Annotated in this window: 23 protein-coding genes; 4 read left to right on the top strand and 19 right to left on the bottom strand. The window is 68.4% G+C overall.

Annotation, left to right across the window (positions count from 1 at the left end; all coding sequences use genetic code 11):
• Window positions 1-13: 13 nt before the first annotated feature.
• From CW348_RS09035 to CW348_RS09110, 16 genes are all read right to left on the bottom strand, one after another.
• Window positions 14-2,617 carry an L-aspartate oxidase gene (locus CW348_RS09035; RefSeq protein WP_011293306.1) on the bottom strand — a complete coding sequence of 868 codons (2,604 nt, stop codon included), beginning with the start codon at window positions 2,615-2,617 and terminating at the stop codon, window positions 14-16.
• A gap of 33 nt (window positions 2,618-2,650) precedes the next feature.
• Entirely contained in the window at window positions 2,651-3,541 is an 891-nt protein-coding gene (gene panC, locus CW348_RS09040) for a pantoate--beta-alanine ligase (RefSeq protein WP_011293307.1), read from the bottom strand.
• Between the two features lie 33 nt (window positions 3,542-3,574).
• Window positions 3,575-4,465, bottom strand: a complete 891-nt coding sequence (locus CW348_RS09045) for a Rossmann-like and DUF2520 domain-containing protein (protein WP_016189356.1) — start codon at window positions 4,463-4,465, stop codon at window positions 3,575-3,577.
• 293 nt (window positions 4,466-4,758) lie between these two features.
• Complete coding sequence (locus tag CW348_RS09050; protein WP_104612730.1) at window positions 4,759-4,995, bottom strand: chaplin family protein; 237 nt, start codon at window positions 4,993-4,995, stop codon at window positions 4,759-4,761.
• Window positions 4,996-5,328: 333 nt separating this feature from the next.
• Window positions 5,329-7,629 (bottom strand): PH domain-containing protein, encoded by a 2,301-nt coding sequence (locus CW348_RS09055; RefSeq protein WP_104612729.1) that lies wholly within the window; start codon window positions 7,627-7,629, stop codon window positions 5,329-5,331.
• 3 nt (window positions 7,630-7,632) lie between these two features.
• Complete coding sequence (locus CW348_RS09060; RefSeq protein WP_104612728.1) at window positions 7,633-8,199, bottom strand: PH domain-containing protein; 567 nt, start codon at window positions 8,197-8,199, stop codon at window positions 7,633-7,635.
• A 91-nt stretch (window positions 8,200-8,290) separates the two neighbouring features.
• Window positions 8,291-8,731 carry a DUF3180 domain-containing protein gene (locus CW348_RS09065; protein WP_049754991.1) on the bottom strand — a complete coding sequence of 147 codons (441 nt, stop codon included), beginning with the start codon at window positions 8,729-8,731 and terminating at the stop codon, window positions 8,291-8,293.
• 53 nt (window positions 8,732-8,784) lie between these two features.
• Window positions 8,785-9,309: a 2-amino-4-hydroxy-6-hydroxymethyldihydropteridine diphosphokinase gene (folK, locus tag CW348_RS09070; RefSeq protein WP_011293313.1), complete on the bottom strand. Its 525-nt coding sequence runs from the start codon at window positions 9,307-9,309 to the stop codon at window positions 8,785-8,787.
• Window positions 9,306-9,686, bottom strand: coding sequence for a dihydroneopterin aldolase (gene folB, locus CW348_RS09075; RefSeq protein WP_011293314.1), 381 nt, complete (start codon window positions 9,684-9,686; stop codon window positions 9,306-9,308). Before folB ends, folK begins: the two co-directional genes overlap by 4 nt.
• Window positions 9,683-10,120 (bottom strand): nuclear transport factor 2 family protein, encoded by a 438-nt coding sequence (locus tag CW348_RS09080; RefSeq protein ID WP_011293315.1) that lies wholly within the window; start codon window positions 10,118-10,120, stop codon window positions 9,683-9,685. The genes folB and CW348_RS09080 overlap by 4 nt, the downstream gene beginning before the upstream one ends.
• A complete protein-coding gene (folP, locus tag CW348_RS09085; protein WP_038044188.1) occupies window positions 10,117-10,971 on the bottom strand; it encodes a dihydropteroate synthase in 855 nt (284 codons plus the stop codon). The genes CW348_RS09080 and folP overlap by 4 nt, the downstream gene beginning before the upstream one ends.
• Window positions 10,972-11,139: 168 nt before the next feature.
• Window positions 11,140-11,763 carry a GTP cyclohydrolase I FolE gene (gene folE, locus CW348_RS09090; RefSeq protein ID WP_011293317.1) on the bottom strand — a complete coding sequence of 208 codons (624 nt, stop codon included), beginning with the start codon at window positions 11,761-11,763 and terminating at the stop codon, window positions 11,140-11,142.
• On the bottom strand, window positions 11,756-13,804 hold the full coding sequence (gene ftsH / locus CW348_RS09095) for an ATP-dependent zinc metalloprotease FtsH (RefSeq protein WP_011293318.1): 2,049 nt from the start codon (window positions 13,802-13,804) through the stop codon (window positions 11,756-11,758). The genes folE and ftsH overlap by 8 nt, the downstream gene beginning before the upstream one ends.
• Window positions 13,805-14,146: 342 nt before the next feature.
• Window positions 14,147-14,701, bottom strand: a complete 555-nt coding sequence (hpt, locus tag CW348_RS09100; protein WP_011293319.1) for a hypoxanthine phosphoribosyltransferase — start codon at window positions 14,699-14,701, stop codon at window positions 14,147-14,149.
• A gap of 166 nt (window positions 14,702-14,867) precedes the next feature.
• Window positions 14,868-15,842: a tRNA lysidine(34) synthetase TilS gene (gene tilS, locus CW348_RS09105; RefSeq protein ID WP_011293320.1), complete on the bottom strand. Its 975-nt coding sequence runs from the start codon at window positions 15,840-15,842 to the stop codon at window positions 14,868-14,870.
• Between the two features lie 18 nt (window positions 15,843-15,860).
• On the bottom strand, window positions 15,861-16,964 hold the full coding sequence (locus CW348_RS09110) for a zinc-dependent metalloprotease (protein ID WP_016189361.1): 1,104 nt from the start codon (window positions 16,962-16,964) through the stop codon (window positions 15,861-15,863).
• A gap of 179 nt (window positions 16,965-17,143) precedes the next feature.
• On the opposite strand from CW348_RS09110, the gene CW348_RS09115 reads away from it, so the two are divergent.
• Window positions 17,144-17,545: a hypothetical protein gene (locus tag CW348_RS09115; protein WP_016189362.1), complete on the top strand. Its 402-nt coding sequence runs from the start codon at window positions 17,144-17,146 to the stop codon at window positions 17,543-17,545.
• Here CW348_RS09115 and CW348_RS09120 read toward each other — a convergent pair.
• A complete protein-coding gene (locus tag CW348_RS09120; protein WP_011293323.1) occupies window positions 17,535-18,074 on the bottom strand; it encodes a hypothetical protein in 540 nt (179 codons plus the stop codon). The two genes, CW348_RS09115 and CW348_RS09120, sit on opposite strands and share 11 nt — an antisense overlap.
• Before the next feature lie 578 nt (window positions 18,075-18,652).
• Here CW348_RS09120 and CW348_RS09125 point away from each other — a divergent pair.
• Window positions 18,653-19,276: a hypothetical protein gene (locus tag CW348_RS09125; protein ID WP_227480942.1), complete on the top strand. Its 624-nt coding sequence runs from the start codon at window positions 18,653-18,655 to the stop codon at window positions 19,274-19,276.
• 596 nt (window positions 19,277-19,872) lie between these two features.
• Here CW348_RS09125 and CW348_RS09130 read toward each other — a convergent pair.
• Window positions 19,873-20,388: an inorganic diphosphatase gene (locus CW348_RS09130; protein ID WP_011293325.1), complete on the bottom strand. Its 516-nt coding sequence runs from the start codon at window positions 20,386-20,388 to the stop codon at window positions 19,873-19,875.
• 80 nt (window positions 20,389-20,468) lie between these two features.
• On the opposite strand from CW348_RS09130, the gene dacB reads away from it, so the two are divergent.
• Window positions 20,469-21,863, top strand: a complete 1,395-nt coding sequence (dacB, locus tag CW348_RS09135; RefSeq protein ID WP_104612727.1) for a D-alanyl-D-alanine carboxypeptidase/D-alanyl-D-alanine-endopeptidase — start codon at window positions 20,469-20,471, stop codon at window positions 21,861-21,863.
• Between the two features lie 61 nt (window positions 21,864-21,924).
• Here dacB and CW348_RS09140 read toward each other — a convergent pair whose 3' ends face one another.
• Entirely contained in the window at window positions 21,925-22,266 is a 342-nt protein-coding gene (locus CW348_RS09140) for a hypothetical protein (RefSeq protein ID WP_104612726.1), read from the bottom strand.
• A gap of 511 nt (window positions 22,267-22,777) precedes the next feature.
• On the opposite strand from CW348_RS09140, the gene CW348_RS09145 reads away from it, so the two are divergent.
• Complete coding sequence (locus CW348_RS09145) at window positions 22,778-24,070, top strand: nitrate/nitrite transporter (RefSeq protein ID WP_011293328.1); 1,293 nt, start codon at window positions 22,778-22,780, stop codon at window positions 24,068-24,070.
• The last annotated feature ends 22 nt before the right edge of the window (window positions 24,071-24,092 follow it).

The raw sequence follows: 24,092 nt of genomic DNA on the forward strand, positions 1-24,092 counted from the left end.
GGGTCGCTGTCGGTCAGAAGTTCTCACGGAGATCGAGCGCGATGTCCAGTGCGGGACTGGAGTGGGTGAGCGCGCCAACCGCAAGATAGTCCACTCCGGTGGCCGCCACATCCGCTGCCCGATCGAGGGTGAGCCCGCCGCTGGCCTCCAAGCGGGCGCGGCCCGCGACCAGAGCGACTGCTTCCCGCAGTTCGGGCACGGTGAAGTTGTCGAGCAGGATCTCTTCCGCGCCCGCGGCCAGCGCCGGTTCGATCTGGTCGATCCGGTCGACTTCCACCTCCAGCGGGATGTCGGGGAAACGCTCCCGGACTGCTCGCACTGCTTCGGCTACTCCCCCGGCCGCGGCGATGTGGTTGTCCTTGATCAAAGCGGCATCCGCGAGCCCGAAGCGGTGGTTGACCCCGCCGCCGCAGCGAACCGCGTATTTTTCCAGGACGCGCAGGCCCGGGTGGGTTTTGCGGCTGTCCCGAATCGCGGCTTTAGTGCCGGCTACCGCGTCCACCCAGGCGCGGGTGGCGGTAGCGATCCCCGACAGGTGGGTGAGGAAGTTCAGGGCGGTCCGTTCCGCGGTGAGCAGGTCGCGGGTGCGCGCAGTGACCGTCATGAGAATGTCGCCGCGTTTGACGGAGTCGCCGTCGCGAGCGTGCCGGATCACTTCGACAACGCCTTCGCATACGAGGCGGAAGACGAGTTCCGCGAGGGGCAGCCCGGCGACCACCCCGTCCCGGCGGGCGACTACGTCGGCGGTGCGGATCTGTGCGGGGGGAATCGTGGCGACCGTGGTGACGTCGACCTGGTGTCCGGAGCAGTCCTCGGCGAGCGCGGTGCGGATGAGCTCTTCGTGCCATGCCACGGCGGGCCGGGTTTTCTCCGGTGCGGCTCCGCGCAGCGCAGCTTCGGGCACGGTGATCCGGTTGAGCTCCTCGACGAGTTCCTCCGGCAGCGTGTAGGGGCGCATCGACGTGTCCTCCCTGATTCCCGACGGGTCGAGGATGAAGGTCCGGGAGCGTGCCTGAGCCGACGGCTGCTCGTAGTCGGCCCGCCAGTGGGAGCCGCGGGTTTCCTGGCGGCGTTCCGCTGCCCGCACCAGGGCCCAGGCGACGGTGAGCAGGTTGGTGGCCTGCCAGGCGGGCACGCCCGGCGCGGGGTTGGTGGCGGTAGCGCGGGCGGTGAGCTCTTCCAGTACCGCGGTGGCTTTGGCAAGCCCTGCCGCGTCGCGGCGCACTCCGACGTAGCGGGACATGGCTTCCCGCAGTTCGGGGAGGATCTCCGGGTCCGCGAGCCCGCTGGGGCCGCCTCCGGCGGGCAGGACCGGACCGGTCAACGCGGGAGGCTGCTCGTCGGCGAGGGCGGCGGCGATCCGGTCGGCGAAGACCACTCCTTCGAGCAGGGAGTTGGAGGCGAGCCGGTTGGCTCCGTGCACGCCGGTTCGGGCGGTCTCGCCGACCGCGTACAGTCCGGCGAGGTCGGTGCGCCCGTCGTGGTCGACGCGGATGCCGCCGGACGCGTAGTGCGCGGCCGGGGCGACGGGGATGAGGTCGGTGACCGGGTCGATGCCGTGGGTGCGGCACGAGGCGAGGATGGTGGGGAAGCGGCGTTCCCACTTGTCGGCGCCGAAGTGGCGGGCGTCCAGGTAGACATGGTCGGCGCCGGTTTCGGCCATGGCCCGGGCGATTTCGCGGGCGACGACGTCGCGGGGGGCGAGGTCCGCGAGCTCGTGGACGCCGCGCATGAAGCGGCGGCCGTGCACGTCGACGAGGAACGCGCCTTCGCCGCGGACCGCTTCGGAGACGAGGGGCTGGCGGCCGCGGGCGTGGGCGCCCAGCCACAGCACGGTGGGGTGGAATTGCACGAATTCGAGGTCTTGGACGCGTGCTCCGGCGCGCAGCGCCAACGCGAGACCGTCTCCGGTGGACACTTCCGGGTTGGTGGTGGCGGCGAACACCTGTCCCATGCCTCCGGTGGCGAGCACAACGGCTGTGGCGTGGATTGCGCCCACGCCGTCGCGTTCGCCCTCGCCCATGACGTGCACGGTGACCCCGGCGACCCGGCGCTGCCCCTGGGTGTCGACGCCGACGAGCAGGTCGGGGACGAAAGCGTGTTCGATGAGTTCAATGCGGTCGCAGGCGCGGACCGCTTCGACGAGGGCGCGTTCGATCTCCGCGCCGGTAGCGTCCCCACCGGCGTGTGCGATGCGGTGCGCGCGGTGGCCGCCTTCCCTGGTGAGGGCGAGGTCCCCGGTGTCGGTGCGGTCGAAGACGGTTCCCTGGTCGATCAGCCAGTGCAGGGCTGCGGGGCCTTCGTCAACGAGGATGCGGACCGCGTCTGGGTCGCACAGCCCTGCCCCGGCTTCGATGGTGTCCACCAGGTGGGCCCACGGGTTGTCGCCGGGGTCGACGGCGGCAGCGATCCCGCCTTGTGCCCACCGGGTGGAGCCGTTGGCGATGAGGTCCTTGGTGACGAGCACGACCCTGCCTGTGGGGGTCCGCTCGATGTAGCGCAGTGCGGTGCTGAGCCCTGCGATCCCTGATCCGACGATGACCACATCGGTGTGTGCGGTCCAGCCGGGCTCTGGTGCGGTCAGCCGCAGCGGTATCGGGGCAGGGCTCGCGTTCACAACGAAGCTCCCTTGCGCGGTTGTTGAGGGTGGTTACAGGGTCAGCGGAACGTTATCAATCAGCCTGGTCTCCCCCACCCACGCGGCTACCGCTAGTACTGCGTCGCCCCGGTAGTCGTCGCCCACTTCGGTGAAGGTGGTGGGGTCGACGAGGGCCAGATAGTCGACGCTGACCGGGGGTGTGGCGCGGGCTGCTTCGCTGAGGATGGCGCGGGCGGCGGCAAGCACTGCGGCGGGGCCGGAGGAGGCGGCGTCTGCCCCGGCGAACAGGGCTTTGGACAGGGCGAGCGCGCTGGCGCGCTCTTCAGCGCTCAGGTAGACGTTGCGGCTGGAGGTGGCCAGACCGTCGGGGTCGCGCACGGTCGGTGCAGCCACGATGGTGACGGGCAGGCACAGGTCGCGGACCATGCGGCGCACCACGGCCAGCTGTTGGGCGTCTTTTTGGCCGAAGACCGCCACATCCGGGCGGATGAGGTTGAACAGTTTGTTGACGACGGTGAGCACGCCGTGGAAGAAGCCGGGGCGGAATTCTCCTTCCAGGACTCGGCCCATGCTTCCGGGGTCGACGGTGACGATCTGTCCCAGGCTGTCGCCGTCCGCGTCCGGGTACATGACGTCCACGGTGGGCGCGAAGACCACGTCCACTCCTTCTTCAGCGCAGACGCGCAGGTCGTGGTCGAAGGTGCGGGGGTAGCGGTCGTAGTCTTCGTTGGGTCCGAACTGCAGCGGGTTGACGAAGATGCTGACGGCTACGGATTCGGCGTGTTCGCGGGCTTGGGCGATGAGGCTGCGGTGCCCCGTGTGGAGGGCTCCCATGGTGGGGACCAGAGCAAGACGCCCCAGCTGCGGGCGCAGGGCCTGGATTTCTTCGGCGGTACGGGTCACGACCGGGGTTTTGTGTGCGGAGGCGGTCGATTGAGTCACGGCTGGTCTCCGTTGCTCGGGAAGTTGGGCGTGTCAGGTGAGGACGTCGAGGAGCCGTTCGGCGTCCTGCGGTCTGAGCAGACCCGCCGCGAGCGCGCGGTCCGCGGTGAGGCGGGCCAGCGCGAGGTAGCTCGCGACGCTCTCCGGTGCGTGTTCGCGTAGTTGGGCGAGATGCGTGGCGACGGTGTCGGCGTCTCCACGCATCACCGGCCCACTGAGGCCGTCGATGCCGAGGCGTAGCGCGTTGTCCAGGGCTGCGCCGAGGAGTGGGGCGAGCATGCGGCCGGGGTGGTCGACCCCGGCTTGGGCGAGGAGGGACGCGCTTTCGGTGACGAGGGTGACAAGGTGGTTCGCACCGTGGGCGAGGGCCGCGTGGTAGAGCGCCCGGTATTCTTCGGCGATCCACACGGGTTCGGCCCCCATTTCCATGACGAGGGCCTCGGCGATGGGGCGGAGCGATTCGGGTGAGGTGACTCCGAAAGAGCAGTTGGCCAACCGGGTGAGGTCTTCGTCCCGGCCGGTGAAGGTCATGACCGGGTGGAGGGCGAGCGGGAGTGCCCCGGCCTGGGTGAGGGGGGCGAGCACGCTGTAGCCGTGTGCGCCACTAGCGTGCGCGACGAGTTTTCCCGTGACGGTGACACCGGTGGCAGCGAGTCCGTTGGTGAGCGGAGCGAGGGCGTCATCGGGGACGGTCAGCAGGACCAGGTCGCTTTCCGCGATGACGTCGGCGGGTTCGAGGATCCGGGCGTGGGGCAGGCGGGCGGCGACCCGCTGCCGTGACGCCTCGGAGATCGCTGCGGCCGCGACGACGCGGTGTCCGGCGCGTTCGAGTGCCGCACCGAGTGCTGACCCGACCCGGCCCGGGCCGATGACCCCGACGGCGAGCCGTGCGGGGCGCTGCCGTGTGTCATGCGCCGTGTTCATGGCATTCGTTCCAGTCCACTCGGGTACCGGACTTGTCGACGGCTGGGTGTGTTCGCGAGGTGGTCTCCGAAACGGTGGCTGTGGCCTCGACTCCGGAACGGTCCGTCAGACACGCTCTAGGTTACTTGCCGGTTGCGTCCCGGTGACACGTGGGGGCGGGCCTCCGGAACCACGACAACGGCCGACACCGACCGGAAGGTCGGCGTCGGCCGTTCAGCGGATACCACCAGGATTGTCCTGACGCCGATGGGGCTGTGCGGGCCCCATGTCACCGCAAGCTAGGGGTGCGGGTGTTAGTTGAGGACGGCGGCGCCGGAGTACCAGCAGCCCGCGTTGGCGAAGCCGAGGATGGCGATCGCGTTGCCGCAGACGTTGACCGGCACGTTGGCGTCGACGAGCTGGTTGCCGCCGAGGATCGATCCCTTTCCGGAGGTGATGATGTCGTCTCCGGAGTGGGCGAGGGCGGTGCCCGTCAGGCTCAGGGTCGTGGCGGCGGTGACAGCGGCGACGGCGAGGATCTTCTTCAGCACGTTTCTTCCCTCCAGAGGGTCAGGGGAATAGGGGGGCCCGACCCATTGACGATGGGTGTTGTGGCGAACACTTGGTGTGTTCGGGCTCCATCTAGCCACATCTTCCGCCGCTTTGTGGCCCATTTCGCGAATGTGAATAACTAAGCGAATCCATTCAGTGACTGTTTGTGGCTGACATGTCGTGATTTGGTACCGAAAAACTCCACACCACCACCCCGTTTGTGTGCCATAGATCACTTTCCGCTGGTGGGGCGGTTACTGGGCTCCTGATGCGAAATCCCCGTCCCTGTCGGGCTTTCCGGGGCGTGCCCCGCCGCACGCGGGCAGCAAACTTCAGACCGGTTCCCCTCGAATGGCCCACCGCTCGGGCCCTCCGGTCTGGGCACGGGCCTGCCGCGCCAGTGCCGTAATCCGGTCCAGTGTTTCCCGCGCCTCCGCCAGCTCAAGCTCCGGGGCACGACCACTCACCGGACCGGCCGGGACCTCCACTTCGACGACAGCGGTACCGCGCCGCTGCTCCAACGGCCCCATCCGCAGCCGCACCGCCTGGATCCGCGCATACGGCACGACCTCCACGATCCGGCAGAACCTGCCGCGTCGGACCACGAACAGCGCGTCGTCCATGCCCAGCTCCTCGGAGCTGCCTTCCCGCGCCCCTGGGCGGAACCGGACCGTGTCCAACCCATTCCCGGGCAGGAAACCGCGCAGCAGCTCGTAGGCGAGCGCTCGAGGCACCACCGGCAGTAGCGTCGTCGAGTCGACCTGCCGCTGCCCTGCGTACCCGGCGATGTTCGCCTCGACCCGCACCACCTGCAGCCACCGCCACAGCAGCGGCTCGACGATACGCACTGCCTGCACCCGCCCCGGCGGCACCGTCTGCATCCGCGCCTGGAACACCCCGTAGCGCACGCGCAGCCCGTCCGGGGAGAGCGAAGCGTAGAAGTCGATGTAGCGCAGCAGCGGCCCCACGAAACCGTGGACCAGCCCGAGCAGGAGCGGCACCGCCCCACCCAGCACGCCCGGCTCGTCGAACGCCCACCCCACCGCAATCAGCGCCCCGAACAGGGCGAAAGCCACCAAAACCGGGATGCGGAACGTGAGCGCGCCGATGAGCAGTGAGAACCGGAGCTGGTACAGCGGCATCTCCGGGGCTTCCGGGAGGTGCTCTGACAGCCCGGCCGCGGCCGCCAAGAGGGCCGCGCGCAACCGTTCCGCCTTCCGCCGGCCGAGATAGCGCAGCCGGACTTCGCCGTGGTCTCCCCCCGCAACCTCGACCCGCAGCTCAGAAAGCCCGACGACCTGCATGAACAGGGGGCGGACCACGTCTACGGCCTGGAGGCGGCTCAACGGGACTTCCCGGACGCGCTGCCGGAACGGGCCGGTGCGCAGGATGAGACGCTCCTCGTGCACTTCGAAACGGGTGTAGTACCAGGACACCACGGACACCATGAGCGACCCCAACGCCACCACCAGCAGCGCCAGCAGGAGCCAGCCGATCCCTAGCGGAAGCAGCAGCGGTCCGGGAAGCGCCAGGAACACGAGCGTGACGATCGCGGCGTTGAGGACGACCGTGGCCCCGTGCAGCCGGTGGGAGCCGGCCGTGATGTCCTCCGTTGCCCCGGTGGGCATGCTGAGCTTAGGCTGCGGCCATGTCCACCCCGGACCGAAAGACGGCGGGGCGAACACCGGCGCCCCCTGCGGCGGCGGTACAGGGCTGTGGGGGCCGCTCCACGGCGCGGAGGCAGGCGGCCTCCCCCACGGGCCGGGGTGCTGCGCCGGACCAGGGTGGAGAGGGTACGCCCCCGCAGGCGGGGGCGGTGTCCGGTGCCCCGGCGCCCAGAACGGTCCGGGAGGCGACACCGGGGGAACGTACGGACGTCCCTGGGTGATCGACGTCGCTGGGAACGCGGGCGCGTGGGCGGGCGCGAAACGCGGCGCCCCCGGGTGGCGGGGCGGTTCGGCCCGCTGCTCGGCTCCCGGCTGCGGGGAGGCGGCCGGAGGATGGTGGCTGCCGGGACTGGCAGCGGTTGCGGACGGCGCCTGTGCCTGGCGGACCGCGGGCGTCCCCCACAGCGGGGTGCGTCCCCGCTGCGGCGGGGCTGGAGGCGGGCTGGGCGGCGGGGGCGGGTCAGGCGTCGCCTGCTCCCGGTCGGACGCCGCCGCATCCTCGCCGGCGTCGGGCTGTTGCGGCCGCTGAGCCGGGCTGGCAGGCCCCTCTTCCGGGGAACGCCAGGAAATCCGTCCCGCGGCATCGCGAAGCTCGGAGAACGTCCACGCCGCGATCGGCCCGGCGGTCTGGTCCTCGTCTTCGTCGTACTCGTTGGGCGCGGTCACCTCGCGCAGCGGAGGCGCGTCCACGGGGGACAACCGGTCTTCGGAAACGCTGCTCCCCGCATCGGTGGACTCGCCGCTCGCCTCCTGGGGCGGATCCAGTGGTTCCGGTTCCGGCAGCGGCTCTTCGGTGTCGACGCTGTCCTCACCAGCCGGGTCGACCTCCGGAAGCGGCTCGGGAACCGGCAGGTCGCCCTCGTCCCCCAGGTGGGTGTCCTGGTCCCAGGCACGGTATTTGTGGTCCTGGTCTGCTGTGCTCTCCTGTGGCCGCTGTGCCTTCGGGTCGTGTCGTGGATCAGTCACGACTCACAGCCCCGTAGGGAAGGTCTCACCGCGTTCAGCCAGCCGGTCCCGCAGCGCGGCGGCATCCACCAACCGCAACCCGGGGATGCGCATGTCAGCGGTGCTCGCGGCCGTCCGCACCTGGACCGTCGCGATCCCCAGAGCCTGCTCCAGCAGGTTGGCGGTGATGTCCACTACCTGGATCCGGCCGTACGGGATGACCAGCAACTGCCGGATCACCGTGCCGAACGTCAGATAGAAGTCGCTGTCCCCCTCGGCGTACCCCCACGACAACCTGGTCCGTTCCGCGGTGGCCCAGGAAACCACCATGGCGAGCAGGACTAGGGCGGCCACGGCCGCCCCCACCGCCCAGTGCAGCCACATGCCTACGGCAGTACCACCCAGGGCAGCGACCGGGACGGCGAGCAGCGCCGCGAGAATCCTGCGGTACCGGGTGAACGCCGGATCCAACCGGTGCCACTCGGATCCCACGGGTGCGGCGAACGCCAGCTCCAGGGGAGACCCCGGCTCCTTCGGCAGCACGGGGGCCGCCAATCGCGGCATCTTGGATGATTCGGCGAAGTCCACCATTCCAGTCAACCACCCCCGAACGGGCCAACCCCTGCACTGAGCGATAAATTACTCACCGTCTGTCGGTCAAACCGGTCGTGGAAGAGCTCTGCTACCCACTGACCTGGTTGTTTTCATTGCTGTCCGGTGGCACGCGGCAGGCGTACTCCAAAAACACCGCGGCAAGCACCAGCAGCAGTCCCGACAAGGCGGTACCGCCCGCAATAAGGGCGTCCGCTCGGGCGTGCGGACTGTGCAGCCACTCCAGCAGCGCCACAGCAAACCCGGTGAACCCCCCGCAGGCGAGCGCACCGAGCAGCACACTGGCTTTCGCGAACGCCAGCAGCCGCGCCGCGCTGAGCGGCTCGATAGGCTCCGTCCCTGGTTCCCCGCGGATCCGGCGGCGCACCTGAACCGCTGTGATCAACTCCCCGAGCGCCAGCAGCGCCAGCGTAGGAATCGCCGTCCACGGCAGCAGCACCAGGCTGGAGTAGGTTTCCCGCACCACCAGAAACACGATGGTCCCGGTGACCGCGGCAACCGCCAGCGGCATCCGCCAGCCGGTAGGACGTATCCGGCCGTTGCGGCCGTTGTCGCTCGGGGAACTCACCGTGGCACCCGCAATACCAGGTCGTCGCGTCGCCGCACTTCCTGGTCGGCTACCCCCGCGAGCAGGTCGCGGACGGCTCCCCGCCCAGGAAGGACAGCGGCAGGGTCGATGTCGGCCCACGGGCGCAGCACGAAAGCGCGCTCATGAGCGCGGGGGTGCGGCAAGGTCAACTCCGGGTCGGTGCGGACCAGCGCCGCATAGTCGATGATGTCCACGTCCAAGGTGCGCGGCCCCCAGCGCACGTCGCGGACCCGGTGGAACTCTTTTTCCACCTGCTGGGCGCGGGCCAGCAGCGCCTCCGGGGCGAGCACGGTTTCCGCCACCGCTACCGCGTTGAGGTAGTCGTCCTGTTCCGGGCCGCCCACTGGAGCCGTCTCGTAGACCGGGGACACGGCCAGCAGTCGCAGCGCATCGGGGTCAGCGAGCGCATCGAGCGCGCCCTGCAGCGCGGCCAGGCGGTCCCCCAGGTTGCTGCCCAACGCCAGCACCACGCGGCTGGCCTTGCTCCAGTCGGTACTCACCCGCGCCTCCGGGAAATGGTGACGGACACGTCGTCGAACCGGTGTTGGATCGGCGCTTCAGGCTTGTGCACCGTGACGTCGACCGCCACCACCCGGGGGTCGGTCAGGCACACGTCGGCGAGCCGCTGGGCAAGCGTCTCGATCAGGTTCACGGGCTCGCCCTCAATCACGTCGACCAGGCGGCTGCTCAGTTCGCCGTAGTCGACCGTGTCCGTGAGGCTGTCAGTCCGCGCGGCCGGACGCGTGTCCACACCCAAGACCACGTCCACGACGAACTCCTGCCCCTCGTGCCGTTCGAAGTCGAACACCCCGTGCCGGCCCCGGGCCCGGAGCCCGCGTATCGCGATCCGATCCAACGGTTCGAACGTCTCAGTCATGCGCCCTCGAGGTCCTCTTGGAGGATCACTGGCGAAGCGTGGTGCGACCACATCCGCCAGCCCTGCTCGGTCTCCACGAACAGGTTGGTAGCCACCACCCGGCCGCCCGCAACGAACCCGGGCTCGTCGTCCTCAGCGGTCAGCACGTTCTCCTCGCAGGTGACCATGGCGATCGTGCCGCTGACTCCCACGTGGGTTCCGGTGAGCACGTACTGGATGTACGGGATGTTTGCCATGACCAGCGACCAGGCCCGCATGATCTCGGCGCGTCCCCGCAGCATCGGCCAGCCCGGGTTGACGCAGACAAGGTCGGGAGCCTGCCCTTCTTCAGCCCACACGCGGTCCATGAGATCGATGTCGCCGGTTTCGATGGCCTGGTAGAAGTCAGCGTTGACCGCGGCCACCCGCTCCTCGATCTCTTGCCGGGACCTCACTGGCCGCCCCGCACCCGGGGGATCTCGGCGCGCCCGTCGATGAGGGCGGTCCCGCCGCTCCGCCACGCTTGGGCGACGCGCACCGCGTCCGCGTTGGGGCGCACCTCGTGGACGCGGACCGCCCAGGCGCCGTGGAACGCAGCCAACGCGGTCACGGCGACCGTGGCGTCGTCGCACTCCGTGAAACTGCGCGGGTTGCCGTCCGCGTCGCTGAGCAGCCGCCCTAAGAAGCGTTTGCGGGATCCGCCGATGAGGATCGGGCGGCCCAGCTGGGCGAAGCGGTCCAGGTGCGCCAACAGCGCCCAGTTGTGCCCCTTCTCCGGGCTTTTCGCGAACCCCAGCCCAGGGTCGATGATGATCTGGCCCGGGTCGACCCCCTCATCAACCACGGCCGTCATGCGCTGCTCCAGCTCGTCGTAGACCTCTTGCACGACGTCGGTGTACACGGCGCGTTTCTGCATGTCATGACTATGCCCACGCCAGTGCATCAATACATAGGAGACACCGGTGGACGCTACGAGGCGGGCCATCGCCGGGTCCGCCATCCCCCCGCTGACGTCGTTGACGAGCACCGCGCCCGCGTCCACGGCCGCCGCGGCGACCTCCGCGCGCATGGTGTCAACGCTGACGACGACTCCCTGCCGGGCCAGTTCGGTGACCACCGGCAGCACCCGGCGCAGCTCCTCGTCCGCGGGGACCCGCTGCGCACCGGGCTGTGTGGACTCGCCGCCCACATCGACGATGTCCGCGCCCTCCCCGACCATCCGCAGACCGTGCTCGATCGCCCGACCAGCGTCGAACCATCGGCCACCGTCGGAGAACGAGTCAGGGGTGACGTTGACGACCCCCATCACCAGGCAGCGTTCTTCGACCGGAAGACCGGGAAGTTCCTTTGTCGTCGCCATAGTCGTCAGCCTACAGATTTCCCGCCAGCGTCCAGGTTTTCTGGCCTTCTCCCCGGTATCTCCCCGGTCGTGCCCGGGGCGCGGGTCAAGTTTCCCTCAAGGAAACAGCGGAGCTCACCGGCGTCCCAGGATGAGGTCCATCGCCTCGGCGCGGGTCTTGTAGCTCTCCCGGAACGCGCCGCGCACCGCGGACGTCACGGTTTTCGCCCCCGGTTTCCGCACACCGCGCATGGTCATGCACAGGTGCTCGGCTTCGACGACCACGATGACGCCGCGCGGCTCCAACCGCTCCATCAACGCGTCTGCGACCTGCGACGTCAACCGCTCCTGCACTTGGGGGCGGCGGGCGTAGATGTCGACGAGACGGGCCAGTTTGGACAGTCCGGTGATCCGGCCGTCCGTGTTGGGGATGTACCCCACGTGCGCAGCCCCGTAGAAGGGGACAAGGTGGTGCTCGCACGTGGAGTACAACTCGATGTCCTTGACCAGCACCATCTCTTCGTGGTTGGCCTCGAACACCGTGGTCAGCACGTCCTCGGGGCGCTGGCTGAGCCCAGCGAACTGCTCCGCGAAGGCCCGTGCGACCCGGGCCGGGGTCTCCACGAGACCGTCCCGATCCGGGTCCTCGCCGATAGCCAGCAGGATTTCCCGCACCGCTTTCTCGATCCGCGGCTGGTCGATCCCCGCGGGGGCGAGACCCGCGTCGGTATCACCAACCCGGTATTCGTACTCAGTCACGGTCTGCTCCAGGATTGGCGTCTCCCGGACCGGCCTTGCGGTCGTGCTTCTGTTCCCAGCTCAGTTCGCCGGCGGTGTTCGCCTGTCCGTTGCTGCCCCCGACGAGGTCTTCCACGTCCTTGGGGCCCATCAGGGCGAGCTCCTTGGGGGTGAGGACCGGCGGCTTGTCTGAGGGGATCCGCTTGCCGTACCCCTTGTAGGAGCCGCGGGACGGGCGTTTACGCACCGGGGCGAAGATCTCCAGGACCTCCTCCTTGGACAGGGTCTCCTTGTCCAGCAGCTGGAGCACCAGCTCGTCGAGGACGTCCCGGTATTCGACGAGGATCTCCCACGCTTCGTCGTGGGCGGCTTCGATAAGGCGGCGCACTTCCTCGTCGATGAGGGCCGCGATCTCCTCGGAGTATTCGCGGCTGTGCGCCATCTCCCGGCCCAGGAACGGTTCGGTGTTGCTGTTGCCGAACTTGCGGGCACCGAGCCGTTCACTCATGCCGTACTCGGTGACCATGCTGCGGGCCAGGTTGGTGGCCTTCTCGATGTCGTTGGCCGCGCCGGTGGTGGGCTCGTGGAAGACCAGCTCCTCGGCGGCACGTCCACCCAGCATCATGGCCAACTGGTCCATCATCTCGGAACGCGAGGTGAGGAATTTGTCCTCGGTCGGCAGCGACATGGTGTAGCCGAGGGCACGGCCGCGCGGCAGGATGGTGACCTTGTGCACCGGGTCGGCGTTCGGCAGAGCGTGGCCCACCAGGGCGTGCCCGCCCTCGTGGTAGGCGATGATCTTCTTCTCCGCCTCGGACATGACGCGGCTCTTGCGCTCCGGCCCCGCGATGACGCGGTCGATGGCCTCCTCCAAGGTGGCCATGTCGATCTGCTGCTTGCCGCGGCGGGCCGTCAGCAGGGCCCCCTCGTTGATCACGTTGGCCAGGTCGGCACCGGTGAACCCGGGGGTGCGCCGGGCGATGACGTCGAGGTCGACGTCGGGGCCGAGCGGCTTGCCTTGGGCGTGCACCCGGAGAATGCCTTTGCGGCCCTCCAGGTCGGGACGGTCCACGACAATCTGCCGGTCGAAACGGCCGGGGCGCAGCAGCGCCGGGTCGAGGATGTCCGGACGGTTCGTCGCGGCGATCAGGATGACCCCGCCCCGGGAGTCGAAGCCGTCCATTTCCACGAGCAACTGGTTGAGGGTCTGCTCGCGTTCGTCGTGGCCGCCGCCCATGCCGGCGCCGCGGTGGCGGCCAACCGCGTCGATCTCGTCGATGAAGATGATCGCGGGGGCGTTGGCCTTGGCCTGCTCGAACAGGTCGCGGACCCGGGAGGCGCCCACACCGACGAACATTTCGACGAAGTCCGAACCGGAGATGGAGTAGAACGGCACTCCCGCTTCGCCTGCGACAGCCCGGGCCAGCAGGGTCTTACCGGTACCGGGCGGACCATACAGGAGCACACCTTTGGGGATCTTGGCGCCCAGGCTCTGGAACTTCCCCGGGTTCTGCAGGAAGTCCTTGATCTCCTTGAGCTCTTCGATCGCCTCGTCTGCTCCCGCCACGTCAGCGAAGGTGGTCTTGGGAGTGTCTTTGGAGATCAGCTTTGCCCGAGACTTGCCGAAGTTCATGACCCGGGAGCCGCCGCCTTGCATCTGGTTCATGATGAAGAAGAAGACGGCGATGACCAGCAGGAGCGGCAGGAAGCTGAAGAGCAGGGATAGCCAGATGTTGTCGCCGGGAACCTCGACGTCGTACGCCTCCAGGTTGCCGCCCTGGTTGGCGCGGAGAGCTTCGGCCAGCTCAGCGCCCTGGCCGTCCACCCAGTAAGCCTCATACAGCTTGCCGTCAACGGTGGTCAGCTCGATGCGCTGGTCCTTGTCAATGATCTTGGCATCCCTGACCTGGTCCTGCTCGATCAGGGTGAAGACCTTCGACGTGTCGGTCTTGACGTGTTCGGGTCCACTGCCCCATCCCATGAACTGGGAGGTCACCAGGAGCATGAGCAGGATGGCAATGAACCACAGCCACGGTCCACGGTACAAACGCTTCAGATTCATCGATACGGAACCCCGCCGGGCCCGTCCCTTCTAACAGCGGTCCCTCCGAATACCGCCAGAGGTGTCGGTTGCGTCGGCGGTCCGGGGCGACGATCCGCTGTCGTACCGGACCGTGCCGCGCGACACGGCACCTCATGCCGACCGCCGGAAGCGGGACCTGTCGGACATGTGCTCCCTACAATGATGCCGGGATAATCGACGGTACACCCAGCCCCTGCCGGATCACTCAGGTGATGCGGCAGCGCGCCGGAGTTGTCCCGTCATGGACGCAACGCTCAACGGCGCCTCCGTTGTTCCCGACCCGGGTCGCTTCCGGAACGAGACCTGCCTCTCAGCCGCGAATCAGTCGTCGTACACGTGCGGGGCGAGAGTCGCGATGAACGGCAGGTTGCGGTACTTCTCGGCGTAGTCCAGGCCGTATCCGACGATGAACTCGTTGGGCAGGTCGAAGCCGACGTATTTGACGTCCAGGTCGACGTTGAACGCCATCGGCTTGCGCACCATGGTGCAGATCTCCACCGACGCCGGGTGCCGCGATTTGAGGTTGCCGACCAGCCAGGACAGGGTGAGCCCGGAGTCGATGACGTCTTCGACGATCAGCACATTGCGCCCCTGGATGTCGGTGTCCAGGTCTTTGAGGATGCGGACGACACCGGAGGAGGTGGTCCCCGCCCCGTAGGAGGAGACCGCCATCCAGTCCATCTCACAGGGGTGGTGAAGTTCGCGGGCCAGGTCGGCCATCACCATGACCGCGCCCTTGAGGACACCGACGAGCAGCAAGTCCTTTCCTGCGTAGTCGGCGTCGATTTCGGCTGCCAACTCCCGGGTGCGGGTCCTGATCTGTTCCTCGGTGACCAGGATTTTGTCCAGGGCGGAGCCCATGTCCTTCGCGTCCACGCTTCAGGTCCTCGCTGCTCAGACGGGGAGTTCTTGCTGGATTCAAGGATAAACGGACCAAACGTCGGTATTTTCGTCCCCCTCCGGACAGGAGGAGCGTACCGATTCGGACAGTACTCCGTCGCACCGTACCGTGCACAACTCTCCCTGCCGTACGGGCGGCCGCTCAGTCAGCGGAGACGATGATCTGCCCGTCGTGTCTTCGGCCCCGCCGGGCTCCGGGAAGGTCGACGTGGCTCTGCCCCCGCCACTCGGTGACGAGCCGGTCCAACGCGAAGACGTGCTCCGCGGTGAGGGCGCCCGCGGGGCATCCCGCGGCTAGGGCGATGCGGCGCAGCAGGCGGGTGCGGATCGCGCGCGGCAGGCCCGCCAGTCCGGCGGCGTCCAAGGCGGTCGGCCCCCGTCCCACCTGCTGCTGGGCCTGGTCGGCCCACGCATCAAGGGCATCGGCGTCGTCGCGCAGCAGGGTGGCGGTCCGCGCGAGGGCTTCGGTGATCCCCGGCCCCAGGACGCGTTCCAATACGGGCAGGGCCTCGTGGCGGACCCGGGAGCGGGTGTAGGCGGGGTCGGTGTTATGCGGGTCGGACCAGGGTTCGAAACCCATGAGCGACGCCGCTTCGTGGACGGTGCGCCGGTCCACGTCCAGGAACGGGCGCAGATAGCGGCCGGTGCGGGTGGCCATGGCCGCCAGTGAACGCGCCCCGGATCCGCGGGCGAGCCGCAAGAGCACGGTCTCGGCCTGGTCGTCGCGGGTGTGCCCCAGCAGCACCGCGGCTGCCTGGTGGACGTCGGCGGTTTTCTCCAGGGCCGCGTACCGGGCGCTGCGGGCCGCGGCTTCCGGTCCCCCCGCCGTGCCGACGGTCACCGAGACCCGTTCCACGGGGTCGAAGCCGAGGTTACGGAGGAGCGCTGCCACAGTGTCGGCGCGTTCCGCTGAGCCTTCCTGGAGTCCGTGGTCGACGGTGACCCCGCCAGCGCGCAGGCCGAGGCGGGGGGCGACGAAGGCGGTGGCTCCCGCGAGCGCCAGCGAGTCAGGGCCGCCGCTGCAGGCCACGAGCACCAGACTGCCGGCGGGCAGGTCCCGCAGCGCGCGGCGTACCGCGGTGCGCACCAGCGCGACAGGAGGCGGCGGTCCGCTCACACGTGCTCCTGTTCGTGGTTACTCGGTTTCGGGCTCCTCGCCTGGGGTGAGCGGGAGCGGCGGGTGGAGGACGCGGGTGATCCATGCCTGCGGGTCGCGGATCTCCGCCAGGGTGGGCAGGGTGTCGGGCGACTCCCAGACCCGGTTGAAGTTCGCCATGCCGACGCGGGCCACCACGGTGCGCACGAAGGCCGCGCCTTCCTCGTACTGCTTCAGTTTCAGGTCGAGGCCGAGCAGTTGCCGGATGGCTTTGTCGATGCGGTTTCCGCCGTGGCGGCGACGCTGGAAGCGGCGCCGGATCTCGGCGACGCTCGGCACCACTTGCGGACCGACCGCGTCCATCACGTAGTCGCCGTGGCCTTCAGCCAGGGTCATGACCGCGGTGATGCGGTCGAGGATCTCGCTCTGTTCTTCGGTTTGGAAGATGTCGATGAGGTTGGCTTCGTTGCCGCGGATCACCTCGGCGACGGCTTCCCCTACCGCGCGCAGCCGTTCCACGAAGTCGCCGGCGCTCAGGTGGGAGGCGCGCAGGTAGTCGGTGATGAGTTGCTGCACGTAGCCGCGCAGCCACGGGTTGGCGGTGAACTGGGTGCGGTGGGTTTCTTCGTGCAGGCACACCCACAGGCGGAAGTCGTGCGGGTCGACGTCGAGTTCCTGCTCTGCCTGCACGATGTTGGGCGCTACGAGGGTGAGGCGGCCGGTGGGGGCTTTTCCTTCAGGGTCGGGCGGCAGGAACAGTTCGTACTGGCCGAGGACTCGGCCGGCGAGGTAGGCGAGGACCGCGCCCAGTTGCGCCCCGGTGACCCGGGAGCCAACCGCCGTGGTGATGGTGCCCACCGGGGAGCTGCTGAGCGTGGAGGGGCCGAGGGCCTCGAGGACCGGTTCGAGGACGACCCGGAAACCGTCGACGTTCGCCCTGATCCACCCCGGGCGGTCGACGATGGTGGCGGGGCCCGCCGGTTCGAGACTGGTCAACCCCGTGAAATCACGCACATGGGTCTGTGCGATCACGGAGAGTTCTCGCAGTTGGGCCACTGCTTGCCGGGCCTCAGCGAGACTGATGTTCGGACCGGGCCGCACGAGGCGCACACCGGTGTTGACAGCTACGTCCCAGTCGATCAAAGTCACCTTTTCACCGTACCCACTGGGTCTCCGCTCATTAGGGATCAGCGAGTATTTCGGGGTTTTCTCCACGGACGCCTGTGGTGTTGCGGAGCGTGACCGCTGCGAGGCCGGGTCTTGTACGCCGGGGAAGCCTTTTGTCACGCTTGCGCTATCGAACTGGTGTTCGAATAACGGTTATGCTTGGCGGCATGGCCGAACGACGGTTGCCTGAGGAGTGGCCCGCGGGGGTGCACCCTTATTGGGCTGAGGATTTTCCGCAGAGCGCGGCGGAGTGGCTGCTGGGCCTGCTTCCCGCCGACTACCGAATCCACGGGGTGCTGCGCAGGTATCCGGCGGCGCTGTCCGCGCTGGCGGTGCGCTATGTGCGGGCGGAACTGGCCGCGGCCCGGGAAGGGTACCGGGCCGCCCCGGACGACCTGGTCGGTCTCCTGCCCCGGGCCGCGGTGGAGCAGGTCAGGGAGGTCTACCGCGCGGAGGGCAGCCGCCTTGCGCGCACGCTCCGCGCAGTCGAAGCCGTTGATCGCGCCTTGCGCTCCATCAGTCCTGGACCGTCCGGTGAATCCCAGGTCAGGCAGTGACCCGCACCACGACGGCGGGTTCGGAGCCGGTGTTGACGAGCTGGCGGCCGTCTACTCCGCCGAGCACTCGGGTGCGGCCCGCTACCAGTTCTTGCACCGCCAGCAGCCGACCGTCGCTTCCGATGATCACCGCGTGCATCCGGCCGTGGACCACCAGCAGCACATCACCGTGCACGGGGGCGGTCGGGCGGGCGGCAGGCAGGGTGACGAATCCGTTGGGGGCCAGCGCTACCACGCTCATCCGCATTCGTCCAGGCACCCGCTGCCGCACCGGGCGCGGGGGACGCTGCCACTGGCCGTACTGCCGCGGCCACAGCTCGGGCTGGGCGAGGAGTGCGGCGGCGCGCCGGGCCGCGGTGGTCAACTGGCCCACGGTCGGCACCGCGCGGGCCGCGAGATGCGCGTAGCCGCTAGCTTCGCCGGCCATCACGATGTCCCCGATCCCTTCCGGGGAAACGGTGATCGTTTCGTTGCGTTCCGTGACGGACGTAGTGGACGAAGCGGAAACAGTGGGCATACCGGAGAACATGGGCGGTGGTCCTTCGTGAAGTTCAGTCAGCCCCCGCAATGCCGAGCGGGGTGCGATCAGGCAGAGAAATGGCTCACGGGAGCCCGGTTCGCGCGAGGATGCGTGAGAAGACGCACGCGGGAGAGCCGCCGCACGAGGGCTCTGCAACCGCGGTGCGGATCAGTCGATCAACAACAACACGAAGGAACCCGACACAGCGCACTGGCCACCCGCTGGAAGACCACTGGGGCCTGACGAGCGAGAGCTGTGTGGAACATGACCGTGCGCGTACGCATGTGGTTAAGCAGATCAACCTTGGGGTGCGATGTCAAGTCACAGGCGGCGAGCTGGAAAAGTGTCTCCTTGAGGCCTGGAATCGCCGCACCCGGCCTGTTTACGGAGAAGTTGTGTTTTTGGAGGGGCTAATGGTGACATTGGGCTTTGCCGAAAAGACTGATGTTGGGGTTGCGTAGGCACCGCAGCCGGACAGCGAGGGCGCTCCACCCGCCGGGACCGCGCCTCGGCTTTCGGGATCCACACCGGAGGTGAGACACCACGTGGGATATGGCGGAAACTCGCACACCGAGAACCTCAGGACCGTGGCGGTCGTCCCCGATTCCCTAGGCGCCCAGGTCACACGCTTCGCGATCCGGTCCCTCGTCGCCGTGGCCTCGGGGGTGATGGCCGCCGGATTCCTCGGCTGGCGGGCAGGCGCCCTGGTCGCGGTACTGGTCGCGCTCAGCTACCTGCTGTCCGCCACTCTCGCCCCTCACCTGCGCGCCCCGTGGGGAAGGGGCCGCCTGCTGCGTGCCTTGCACCGCAACGGTTACCACGTGGTCCCCTGTGACCAGTCCCGCCATGTGGCGATCGGCGCGGGAGGTGTCTACCTGCTGGAGACCCGGACGTGGCGGCACGTGGTCTCCCGGGACGGCGACACGATCATGCTGGGCACGCTGCCTGCACGGCGTGCCGCGGAGCGGATCAGCGCTCACGCGGCCCGTTTGGAACGCTCCCTGCACTTGGCGGAGAACTGGCCGGGAGTCAAAGTGACCCCGGTGATCACGGCTGCCGGACGCATGCCGGAACCGGTACTCCACGTGGGCCGCACGATCATCACCCGGCCCCGACAGGTGGTGGAGTACCTCTTGGCGCAGCCGACCATCCTCGACCCCCAGGATGTGACCGGTATCGCCCAGCGTTTCACTGCGTGCCCCGTCCCCTAGCGGGTCTGTCTGCCCGCCGGGCGCGGCCGTGCGGAACCGCGGTGCGGCCCGGACCGGCTTTCCCGGCAGGGGCACCGCACGCCACGGCGGTTTCCCCTGCCGGAGGAGTGCCGCGTGTCCCGGCCAGGAGACCCGTGGCTGGACAAGCCGTGCTCACCGCTCGGCTCTCCCTCCAGTGCGGTGCGCCCCGCGAACGGGGCCTACCCAGCAGCCCTGCACCGGGTAGCGGGACAGCCCGTGTTCCCCTCCCGTCGGGCTCCCCGCATGGTCCGTGTCAGGAAGCTGAGTGGAACGGTCGCCCCGGAAGCAGACGGCGCGCGCCAACCGCGCGGCCCGGGGCAACCAGTGCAGTCCACGGGGATTCCGCTGCCGATCACGGTCCGGCGCCCGGGTTTCCCTGGTCCGTGCTGATCGCTGAAGTCCGTACGAAGGTGGCGCTGGCCGCTGCGGCGGTGCATGGCATCGCCCGCCTGGACGTGTGCGGAGGGTCTGGTGTCCGTGGCCTGCCGGTCCGGTGGTCCAACCGTGGGGTGAGGCGTCTGTCAGGACCGGTGGCCTTGTGTCGCGACGACCGCGCCACCGCCGTCGGCTCCGGATCAGTCCAGTTTGAAGTACGCGCCGTGCTGCTGCCCGCTCTCGGCGGCGCGCTTGATGGAGTTCTTGATCTCCTGTTCCGCTTCGTGCCGGCCGACCCAGATGGCGCCTTCCACTGACTTGCCCGGCTCCAGGTCCTTGTAGACGGTGAAGAAGTGCTGGATCTCCAGCCGCTCAAACTCATTTACGTGATGAATATCACGCAAATGTTCCATGCGGGGGTCCGTCGCGGGGACACAGAGAACTTTGTCGTCTCCCCCGGCTTCGTCACGCATGCGGAACATGCCGATGGCGCGGCATCGGATCATGCAACCGGGGAAGGTGGGCTGCTTGAGCAGCACGAGGGCGTCCAACGGGTCACCGTCGTCACCCAGGGTGCCTTCGATGAAACCGTAGTCGGCAGGGTAACTGGTCGAGGTGAACAGCATGCGATCCAGCCGGATACGGCCGGTCTCATGGTCCATCTCGTACTTGTTTCGCTCTCCCTTAGGGATTTCGATCGTGACGTCGAATTCCATACTGTTCTCGGCTCCCCTGACGACTAATGTCGCCATAGTTCACAAGTTTTCGCGACGCCGACGGAAGGCAGGTACCGGGAGTGCGGAACGATCGACTCTGGGCTCTCCTCACCTTGGCCTTGCTCACCCTATTTGTGCTGACCACCGGCCTGGTCGCCCGCGACGTCATCGCCGCGCGCCCACCCGAGACCGTGCCTGTTCCCGTCGCGGTCGCAGAGGCGGTGCCTCTTCCGGACGCCGCGAATGCCGAGACCGTGGATCCGGCCCGACTCGCGGATAAGCTTGATGATCCCATGTCGCAGTCGGGCATCGGTGAGGGGCTCTCCGCATATGTCATCGACGCCGAGACCCACCAGGAACTCTACGCCCGCGATGCCGACGAAGGACTGGTGCCCGCCTCCACCACGAAAGTCGTCACCTCGGTGGCGGCGCTGCACGTGCTCGGCCCGGACGCGCAGATCCACACGGACGTCGTCCAGGGGGCTTCGCCGGAAGAGATCGTTCTGGTCGGCGGCGGCGACCCCACTTTGACCGAGAACGCCGACCCGCACCGCTACCCCCGGCTGGCCAGTCTCGAAGAGCTCGCCGAGCAGACCGCGGCGGCCCTGTCGGAGGCGGGGGTGACCGCGGTGCGGCTGGGCTATGACACGTCGGCTTATGCGGGTGAGCCGCTCGGCCCGGGCTGGAAGCAGGGCTACATCGACGAGGGCAGCACCGCATCGGTGTACGCCCTGATGGTGGACTGCGGGTTGGCCCGGGTCATCGACGAGTGCGGGCGGATCGACATCCCTGTGGAGAGCAAGTACGGTCCGCGGGTGGCTGATCCGCCGTTGGCGGCGGCGGAAGCGTTCGCCCGCAAACTGGATGAGGCCGGAATCAGTGTGCTGGAAACCCCGCAGCCGACCCAGGCGCCTGCGGGCGCGGAACTGCTGGCCCGGGTGTCGTCTCCACCGATTTCCGCGCTGGTGGAGAAGACCCTGATGGACAGTGACAACAATGTCGCGGAGGCGCTGGCCCGCCAGGTGGCGATCGCGCAGGGGGAGGAGCCCAGTTTTGCGGGCGCGGCCCGAGCAGTGATGGCGGTGATGGACGAGCTGGGTGTGGCGGGTGTGCAGGTCAGTGACGGCAGCGGCCTGTCGGTGGACACCCGGATCACTAGCAAGGCGTTGGCGACGCTTCTGGTGTTGGCCGCTGACCCGGAGCGGCCCGAGCTCTACCCGGTCCTTTCCGGGTTGCCGACCGCGCACAGCACGGGAAGTCTGAGCGCCCGGTACGCGCCGGAGAGCGATGCGGCCTCAGGTGCGGGGCTGGTCCGCGCCAAGACTGGAACTCTCAACGGGGTCAGTTCGCTGGCGGGAACCATTTACACCGCTCAAGGCCGTCTCCTGGTGTTCGCGTTTGTCGCAAACCATCCGAGCGCGACGGGGGCAGCCCTTGACCGTCTTGCCGCGGCCGTCGCGGAATGCGGGTGTTGAGCGTCGAAGTGTGCGGGACCGCAGGCCAGGGAGGGCTTGGTCTTCGGGGGGAGGAGCGGTTCTAGGCCGCGGTGGAGAGTCGGGGGGCGAACATCGCGTTGAGGAGGGCGGCTGCGCCGGAAGGATCGTTGGCGGGGTGGGTGACCATTGCTCCGTTTTTGTCGCTCCAGATGAACTTGCCGTCACAACACCACACGTTGAGTCCGCAACGGGTGGAGATGAAGGCCACGTCCGAGGAGCCTGCCTGGTACCAGGGTTCGGCCCAGGTTTCGCGGAGTTCGACGAAGAGCGCTTCTACCGAACGGTCGGCGCGAAACCCGTGCCGAGGGAGACGCCGGATTCGAGCAGATTCCGCAAGTTTCGCCCGATAAGTCCGCGGATTGTTCAGACGTGGATGACTCAAGGTTTCTCCTGCTGGCTGGCGTAGTCGCCGCTGCGCTGCGGCACTCCTTCCCCTCTTCAGCGGCCACTGGCTGTGCCCGCCCGGTCGTCTCGCCTCCAGATGGCGGACAACCCGAGGACCACCCTTCTTTACGAGGAACAGATCTCTCCGTTACCTCTTAGTGATCCTCGAAACCGGGATGCTAGCAGCATCTCCCCCGCCACTGGAGCTACTTTGAGCTGTAGGCCATGTCACATTGTGATCTTCTTGCAACCATGACATGGTGTGTGTTTTGCCCAATCATTGCCTGATTTGCACCTTTCAGGCGCTGCCGCACACCCGTTGCTCCCGTCAGCAGCCAGGATCACCCACCTGGACCCGCAAGACTCCCCTGCCTTCTGTCCCGCGCTGAGTCCCGCACCCGTGTATCCCGCTCTTCCGCATACCGGCCGCGTTTTCGGGGAGCTCCACCGAGGCTGAGGGTGACCGGAGGAGTACGATCAGCGCTGTTTTGGGCGCGAACAGGAGAATGATGACTCTGGAACCACCCCTGCGAAAAAACAGAGAAAGATCCGATCATGGGATCGATTCGGGAGGAGGCGAGCCTTCCGGCGGTCTCCGCGCCTGGCTGGTCTGGGGCACCGCCGCCACCGTCTACCTCCTCGCCATGTTCCATCGCAACGGGATGAGCGCGGCCGCCCTCCACGCCCAGGAACGCTTCGACATCGGTCCGGCCCTGCTCTCCACGCTACCGATGGTCCAGTTGGTGATCTACGTCCTGCTCCAGATCCCCTCCGGACTGCTCGCCGACCGGCTAGGACCGCGACGCTCGCTGCTCATCAGCCTGGGCGTCATGGCCGCAGGCACGGTCCTGTTCGCCGTCGCCCCTGACGCGCCCACTGCCATCGCGGGACGCATCCTCATCGGCGCAGGCGACTCCCTGGTCTTCCTCAACACCATCCGGCTCGCCGCCCTGTGGTTCCCCCGACGGCACTACAGCCTGGTCAGTGCGCTCACCGGCCTCGCTGGCGGCCTCGGCCAGCTCGTCAGCGCCGCCCCGCTGTCCGCCCTGCTGACCGCCTTCGGCTGGGAAGTCTCCTTCCTCAGCGCAGGAGCGGTGAACCTCGTCGTCGGCGCGCTCGTGCTGCTGGTGATCCGCGATCGCCCCGACGGCCGCCGCGCCCAGACGCACGCCCTCCTGTCGATGCGGGAAAGCCTGGCCGAAGCCCTGTCGCACCGGGGCCCCCGCGTCGGCATGGCCGCCCACGCCGTCATCATGGTGCCGTTCACCGTGCTCGGCGTGCTGTGGGGCTATCCCCTGCTCGAAGAGGGCTACGGGCTTTCCTCGCACACCACCGGCGTGCTGTTGACCGGGGCGATGCTCCTGCCCATGTCCCTCGTCCCGTTCCTGGGACGCATCCCCGGGCACTACCCGCGCGCCCGCAAGCCGATGGGACTGGGTTTGGCGTGGACCGTCACCCTGGTCTGGCTCGGTGTCGTGCTGTGGCCGGGCGGGCTGCCGCCGCTGCCAGTCATCGCGGGGGTGATCCTGGTGAGCGCTTTCGCCTCGGTGCTGGCCCCGTCGATCTCGTTCGACTACGCCCGGGACGGGCTGCCAGAGCAGCGCACCGGTGCCGCCTCCGGCCTCGTCAACATGAGCGGCTTCACCTCGGTGATGCTGGGCGTGGTGGGCGCGGGCATCGTGCTCGACCTCGGCCTGTCGTTCCAGGCCGCGTTCGTGCCCATGACACTGCTCTGCCTGGTGGCATCGACCGCAATGACGCTGCTTCTCCGGAACAGGCGGAGTCGTGCCGCTAAGAAATAGCGCCCCAGCGCTGCGGACCGCC

It is taken from the genome of Thermobifida sp. (assembly GCF_017577275.1).
Lineage (GTDB): Bacteria > Actinomycetota > Actinomycetes > Streptosporangiales > Streptosporangiaceae > Thermobifida > Thermobifida fusca.

Excerpts from the sequence above, each read along its gene's own strand:
- CW348_RS09045 (WP_016189356.1), bottom strand. The coding sequence starts at position 4,465 with ATGAACACGGCGCATGACACACGGCAGCGCCCCGCACGGCTCGCCGTC.
- CW348_RS09060 (WP_104612728.1), bottom strand. The coding sequence starts at position 8,199 with ATGGTGGACTTCGCCGAATCATCCAAGATGCCGCGATTGGCGGCCCCC.
- CW348_RS09065 (WP_049754991.1), bottom strand. The coding sequence starts at position 8,731 with ATGCCGCTGGCGGTTGCCGCGGTCACCGGGACCATCGTGTTTCTGGTG.
- folB (WP_011293314.1), bottom strand. The coding sequence starts at position 9,686 with ATGACTGAGACGTTCGAACCGTTGGATCGGATCGCGATACGCGGGCTC.
- folP (WP_038044188.1), bottom strand. The coding sequence starts at position 10,971 with ATGGGGGTCGTCAACGTCACCCCTGACTCGTTCTCCGACGGTGGCCGA.
- ftsH (WP_011293318.1), bottom strand. The coding sequence starts at position 13,804 with ATGAATCTGAAGCGTTTGTACCGTGGACCGTGGCTGTGGTTCATTGCC.
- CW348_RS09115 (WP_016189362.1), top strand. The coding sequence starts at position 17,144 with ATGCTTGGCGGCATGGCCGAACGACGGTTGCCTGAGGAGTGGCCCGCG.
- CW348_RS09120 (WP_011293323.1), bottom strand. The coding sequence starts at position 18,074 with ATGTTCTCCGGTATGCCCACTGTTTCCGCTTCGTCCACTACGTCCGTC.
- CW348_RS09130 (WP_011293325.1), bottom strand. The coding sequence starts at position 20,388 with ATGGAATTCGACGTCACGATCGAAATCCCTAAGGGAGAGCGAAACAAG.
- CW348_RS09145 (WP_011293328.1), top strand. The coding sequence starts at position 22,778 with ATGACTCTGGAACCACCCCTGCGAAAAAACAGAGAAAGATCCGATCAT.